The organism is Chimaeribacter coloradensis, assembly GCF_002858715.1.
GTDB lineage: Bacteria > Pseudomonadota > Gammaproteobacteria > Enterobacterales > Enterobacteriaceae > Chimaeribacter > Chimaeribacter coloradensis.
On the sequence record NZ_PJZH01000055.1, the window covers coordinates 1 to 6,039 of the forward strand.

4 protein-coding genes are annotated in these 6,039 nt (G+C 57.7%); 3 read left to right on the forward strand and 1 reads right to left on the reverse strand.

What is annotated here, in order from left to right; all coding sequences use genetic code 11:
• Positions 1 to 148: 148 nt before the first annotated feature.
• Entirely contained in the window at positions 149 to 2,452 is a 2,304-nt protein-coding gene (locus CYR32_RS21005; RefSeq protein ID WP_165698288.1) for an autotransporter family protein, read from the reverse strand.
• Between the two features lie 27 nt (positions 2,453 to 2,479).
• Between CYR32_RS21005 and CYR32_RS21755 the strand changes: the two genes are divergently transcribed.
• From CYR32_RS21755 to rmuC, 3 genes are all read left to right on the forward strand, one after another.
• Positions 2,480 to 2,749 carry a hypothetical protein gene (locus tag CYR32_RS21755; RefSeq protein WP_165698289.1) on the forward strand — a complete coding sequence of 90 codons (270 nt, stop codon included), beginning with the start codon at positions 2,480 to 2,482 and terminating at the stop codon, positions 2,747 to 2,749.
• 906 nt (positions 2,750 to 3,655) lie between these two features.
• The gene (gene udp / locus CYR32_RS21010; RefSeq protein WP_101827026.1) at positions 3,656 to 4,417 is read left to right on the forward strand and encodes a uridine phosphorylase; all 762 of its coding nucleotides are present in this window, start codon (positions 3,656 to 3,658) and stop codon (positions 4,415 to 4,417) included.
• A 135-nt stretch (positions 4,418 to 4,552) separates the two neighbouring features.
• Positions 4,553 to 6,039 (forward strand): DNA recombination protein RmuC (gene rmuC / locus CYR32_RS21015; RefSeq protein ID WP_101827027.1); only part of this gene is annotated, 1,487 nt, incomplete at its 3' end.

The following is a 6,039-nucleotide window of genomic DNA, read 5'->3' on the forward strand; positions in this document are numbered from 1 at the left end:
GTTCAACGCCTGCGCACCGGGCGCAGCGTAATACGAAAGGTAACGGTGTGGTGCAAAACAGGGTCTTACGGAGGCAGGCAAGGGCATTCTGTGGCATAAAGAAAATCCGCGCCCTGAGGCGCGGACAGGTCACAAAACCGGGAAATGATTATTTAAAACTCCCCTGAATACCGATATGAGCGACATACCCTTCCATCTCGTCGCTGAAGCCTTTCATATATTGCGCATCTGCGTAGATCCAGGTGTTTTCGCTGACTTTCGCTGTCACGCCCGCCCCGGTTTGCCACCAGTCGGTCGCCAGATCGGCCTGGACGTCAGTACTGCCGACCCGCACCGTCGGGGCATCAGTGAAGTTATGCACGATGTCCGCCGTCAGGTAAGGCTTGATGGTTTCGGATTGCTTATCTTCCTGCTGGTCGCGGAACAGGCGCACGCCCGCCCGTGCGGTCAGGGCGCTGCTGTTGGCCCCGGAGACGGTGGATATCGCATCGCCAAAGTCTTCGCCGATCAGGTATTGGTACACCAGCTGGCCCTGCGGCTCGATTTTCCAGTTTTCACTGACGCTAAACGGCTTGCCGCCTTCAAGGGAGAGCAGGGTGCCGACGCTGTCCTGTTGGGCGTCGAAACGGCTCTCATACTGGTTGCGGTAGTAGGTGAACTGGCCGACGGCGTCGAGATAGCCGCCGTCCTGCGCGTAACGGGTATAGTAACCGCCGAGGCTGTAGGCGTCGGTATTGATGGCACCGGTCGCGACCTGTTTATTGGCGCGTGAACGGTACTGATCCTGCGCGTCGCTGCTCTGATGGCCCAGGGTCACCATCACGCCGCCATGCACGCGGGTGCCGTTTTCCAGCTCATCCTGATAGAGATCTTTCCCGAACTGCGCAAACCAGGCGTGGGTGTCATAACCGAAGCGCCCGGCATTGAACGAGGTGTTATCACCGCCGGTGCGCGCCCAGGCCAGGTTGTTATAGTTGCGTGCATACTGCTCCGCATCGCCCATACGTTCATGCAGGGTGCCGACCGTTTGCAGGCCGTAATAGAGGTTCAGGTAAGGGGCCACGGCATAACCGGGGACTTCCTCGCGATACGGTTTCGCTGACGGGGAGACGTTCCCGCCGTTGTCACCATTTCCGCCGTTATCCCCATTACCGCCGTTGCCGCCATTATCTCCATTGCCGCCGTTGTCGCCGCTGCCGTTATCACCGTTATCGCCGTTATCGTTGCCGCCGTTGTGGTCCGGTAAATCGTCTCCGTCGCCAGGCGTCGGCTCCGGTTCCGGGAATTCGGCACGCAGGTACCAGTCATTGGCCGTGTCGGCTGCGCCGTCTTTGCCGCCTTCAAACAGGTAGTAATCAAACGCGTCGACGCTGACAGTCTCACCCAGGGCAAAGTGGGTGCGGCTGCTGTCCTGAATCTGCACCACTTCGATGCCGTTACCTTCGGTATACGCGCCTTTGCCGCGGCCGTTGATGTGCAGGGTAAAGTTGCCTGTGGGATCTGCCGTGCCTGCGATGATCTTGTCAGTCTGGCTGTTGTTTCCGCCCTCATTCAGCTCGGTATTGAGGTAGAAATCCCCGGTACCGGAGAGCGACTGGGTAGTCAGCGTTTTGTAATCCCCCTCTGGGGAGAAATAGACGCGGCTGCTGTTCAGCGCCAGCGTATTGGCGGTCGACGACGCGGACATATTCCAGGTGCTGTTATCTGCTGTCAGATCGATATTGCCCTGGGATGCACCGTTAAAGGTGGAGTCCAGCAGATTCATGGTCAGGCGGTTGGCGAGGGTGTCCTGCGCCTCGACGATGACGTCGCCGGTCACCGTACTGTTGTTCTGCGCGGTAAAGGCCAGGTTGGCGGATTGCGCCTGCAATTCCGCCTCTTTAGGGGTGGTCAGGTTATTGGCCACGTAGATTGCCGCGCCTTTCGTGGCGGTGAGATCGGTATGGTCCAGCGTCGCTGCCCAGTCGCCGCCGTCCGCATACAGGCCGGCCTGGGCCTGTTGGCTGTCGACCACAGAGTCTTTCAGGGTCAGGGTGCCGCCTTGCTGATCGGCGGAAACGCCTGCTTTTTGTTGCAGGTAGAGGGTAGAGGCGCTGCCCGCATGGTGGGTAACCTGAAGGTTTTCACCCTCAATCACACCTTGAGTGTCAACAACCAGGGCTTTGCTTTGGCTGCCGTCAGTCTCCACTTTCATATTTTTAATGACGGCTTTCCCAGCGGATGAGGCCGCCAGCGCCACGCTCTCTTCGCCGGTAGTATTAAGGGTGTTAAGGCTGGCTGCATCGCCGGTGAGATTGACAACGCTGCTGCCGGTAGCCCGTACCCCGCCTGCCTTCGCGCCACGGGTGGTGATATCGGTCTGGGTGAGGTTAACAACGGCATTCTCTGCAGTCAGGATGCCATAGGCATTTTCCCCGTCGGTGGTCAGGCTGCCGCCCTGGGCCGTTAACATACTGCCTGTGCCAGACAGAGAGAGCGCGTGACTGTTTGCCCCTTTGGTCGTGGTTATCAACCGATCCGTGTTTACTCTATTATTCTCGCCGGTGAGGGTTATGCCGGCACTGTTCTCACCTTCTGTCGCGACCGAGAGATTTTTAAAGGTCGCAGTATTGCCGTTACCGTTAATCATAATACCGGCGCTGTTTTCGCCTGTAGTGGTCAGGGAAACGTCAGCAGCGGTGTTGAATTTATTATCGTCACCGGTAAAGAAAATTGCGGAAGCATCTTTGTTTTTAGTGGTGATGGTTAACGGGCTTAATAAATCGATTGCGCTACCATTTTTTAAAGCAATGCCGTAAGCTTTTTCGCCGCTGGTATTAATTGTTAAAGACGTTGTTTTTGTTTCGAGAACTTTCCCGCCATTGGTTGCATAAATACCCGGCGAACCTTGCCCCGTTGTCTCAATTTCCAGCCCGCCAAGGTACCCAGAGAGATCATGACCTTCAGGATCTTTATTTCCATCAACAAAGATAGGCGGGCTTTCGATACGCCCGTTGTCACTGATATAAGTTGCCTGAGCGGCTGTAATGCTCAGCCCCCCTGAAATAGCAACAAGAATCGGGAATGCTTTAATAATGCCAGAGGATAGTGGTGTGCGTGTTGTCGTAAACGATTTCAATTTACTCTGTCCTTATATGTTTTAATTAATACGGAAAGTGAAGAAACTCACAATTCTATGAATGAACAAAACACTTAAGAATTAACATTTTCTTTAAAATGATTTAATTTAAATTGAATTGTTAAATGCGTGGTGACAGGGCTTTATTAATAAGGAAAAAACAGATAGAAATAAGAAAAGAGAAAACCATTTTCTGAAAAATGGCTTTTAGGAAAATGTTAAAAAGGAGAGGGCGATAATGGCGTGAAGCCGCCGGGCCTGCCAGCGCTCCGCAGGAGATGCGCCCGGCGGCAGGCAGTAAATGCCCGCCTGCTTCTGGTGCGGCAGGGCGCGAAGGGAGTAAAGCAGGACAGGATGGGGCGTAATCGCTTATAATCAGCGCAATAAGGGGTTTTATTGTGAAATCCATCACAAAAATGTTGTCGCTGATACATGTTCTCTTTGGCTCAAGTGATGTTCATCACAAAAACGAGCCGGGGTTTTCAGTAAAGTGCCTTTCTCTTCCTTTCGGAAATGAATCGTTAACAGGAGTGCCGTATGTCCAAATCTGACGTTTTTCACCTTGGCCTGACCAAGGCTGACCTGCAGGGTGCCACGCTGGCCATTGTCCCGGGTGACCCGGAGCGTGTGGAAAAAATTGCCCGGCTGATGGAAAACCCGGTCAAGCTGGCCGCTCACCGCGAATTTACGTCATGGCGTGCAGAGCTGGACGGCAAACCTGTGGTGGTCTGCTCCACCGGCATCGGCGGCCCCTCTACCTCTATCGCGGTGGAAGAGCTGGCCCAGCTGGGCGTGCGCACCTTCCTGCGTATCGGCACCACCGGGGCGATCCAGAACCACATTAATGTGGGTGATGTGCTGGTGACCACGGCGGCCGTGCGCCTTGACGGTGCCAGCCTGCACTTCGCGCCGATGGAGTTCCCGGCGGTGGCGGACTTCGCCTGTACCACGGCATTGGTCGAGGCGGCGAAAGCCGTGGGCGCGACCACCCACATCGGCGTGACCGCCTCCTCTGACACCTTCTACCCGGGCCAGGAGCGTTACGACACCTTCTCCGGCCGCGTGGTGCGCCGCTTTAAGGAGTCCATGCAGGAGTGGCAGGAGATGGGCGTGATGAACTACGAGATGGAGTCCGCCACGCTGCTGACCATGTGCGCCAGCCAGGGCCTGCGCGCCGGTATGGTAGCCGGGGTGATCGTGAACCGCACCCAGCAGGAGATCCCGAACGCTGAAACCATGAAGCAGACGGAAAGCCACGCGGTGAAAATCGTGGTGGAGGCGGCCCGCCGCCTGCTCTGACCGGCGTTGCCGGCAGTCTGAAACAGGGGTCGCTCAGGCGGCCCCTTTTTTATTCCTCCCGGCAAAACCTTGCTGGACAGGCTGAAGCGCTTTCCTTAACGTGGCAGGTTATCGGTGTGTGAAAGCGGGACGAACATGGGTATCAGCATAATCACCAGTCTGGTGGCCTGTCTGGCAGGGCTTGGCGGCGGCTGGCTGCTGGCCGCGGTGCGGCAGCAACAGCAGCAGGCCCGGCACGAAACCGCCCTGCGCTTGCTGGAGCAGTCGCTGGCGCAGGCGCAGGAGGCCCAGCAGGCATTGCTGGCGCAAAACCAGCACCATCAGCAGCGCCTGCGTGAAAATGAGCTGGAGCTGCGCACCCTTCACAGCCAGGTGGCGGCGGGGCAGGAGAAGCTGCAGCAACTGGCCCACTGGCGTAATGAGTGTGCCCAGCTTGATCAGGAGCTGCGCGCCCAGCGCGAAAATAATAGCGCGCAGGAGGCGGAGCTGCGTGAGGTCACCATCCGGCTGGAAGAGACGCGGATGGCAGCCGAAGAGAAACAGCGGCTGTTAATGAACAGTGAGCAACGTCTCCAGGTGCAGTTTGAGCAGCTGGCAAACCGCATTTTTGAACAGAACGGCCGCCGGGTGGATGAGCAGAACCGCCAGAGCCTTGACCGCCTGCTGCTGCCGCTGCGCGAACAGCTGGACGGCTTCCGCCGCCAGGTGCAGGAGGGGTTCGGCCAGGAGGCGCGCGAGCGCCACACGCTGGCCCATGAGATCCGCCATTTACAGCAGCTGAATGCGCAGATGGCGCAGGAGGCGATTAACCTCACCAAAGCCCTGAAAGGGGACAACAAAACCCAGGGCAACTGGGGCGAAGTGGTGCTGAGCCGCGTACTGGAGGCCTCCGGGCTGCGCGAAGGCTATGAGTACGAGACCCAGGTCAGCATCCGCGTGGACAGCAGCAGCCGGATGCAGCCGGATGTGATTGTGCGCCTGCCGCAGGAAAAAGATGTGGTGATTGACGCCAAGATGTCGTTGGTGGCCTATGAGCGCTACTTCAACAGCACCGACGATGCCGAACGGGAAATTGCGCTGGGCGAGCACCTCAGCTCGTTGCGCGGCCACATCCGCCTGCTGGGCCGCAAGGATTACCAGCAGCTGCCCGGCCTGCGCAGCCTGGATTATGTGCTGATGTTTATCCCGGTGGAGCCGGCGTTCCTGCTGGCGATTGACCGGGAGCCGGAGCTGATCAACGAGGCGCTGCAGCACAATATTATGCTGGTCAGCCCGACGACACTGCTGGTCGCCCTGCGTACCATCACCAACCTGTGGCGCTACGAGCACCAGAGCCGGAATGCCCAGCGCATTGCGGAGCGCGCCGCCCGGCTGTATGACAAATTGCGCTTATTCGTGGATGACATGGCGCTGATGGGCCAGAACCTGGACAAGGCGCAGGCAAGTTATCAGCTGGCAATGAACAAACTGTCGCAAGGGCGTGGTAACCTTATAGGACAAGTGGAAGGTTTCCGGGCGATGGGCGTTGAAGTTAAACGGCCTATCAACCCGGCGCTCGCCGCCACCGCCAGGGCCGAAGATGCCCCTGACAGCGCGCTGCCGGAGCAGGAGGAGCCGCAGGG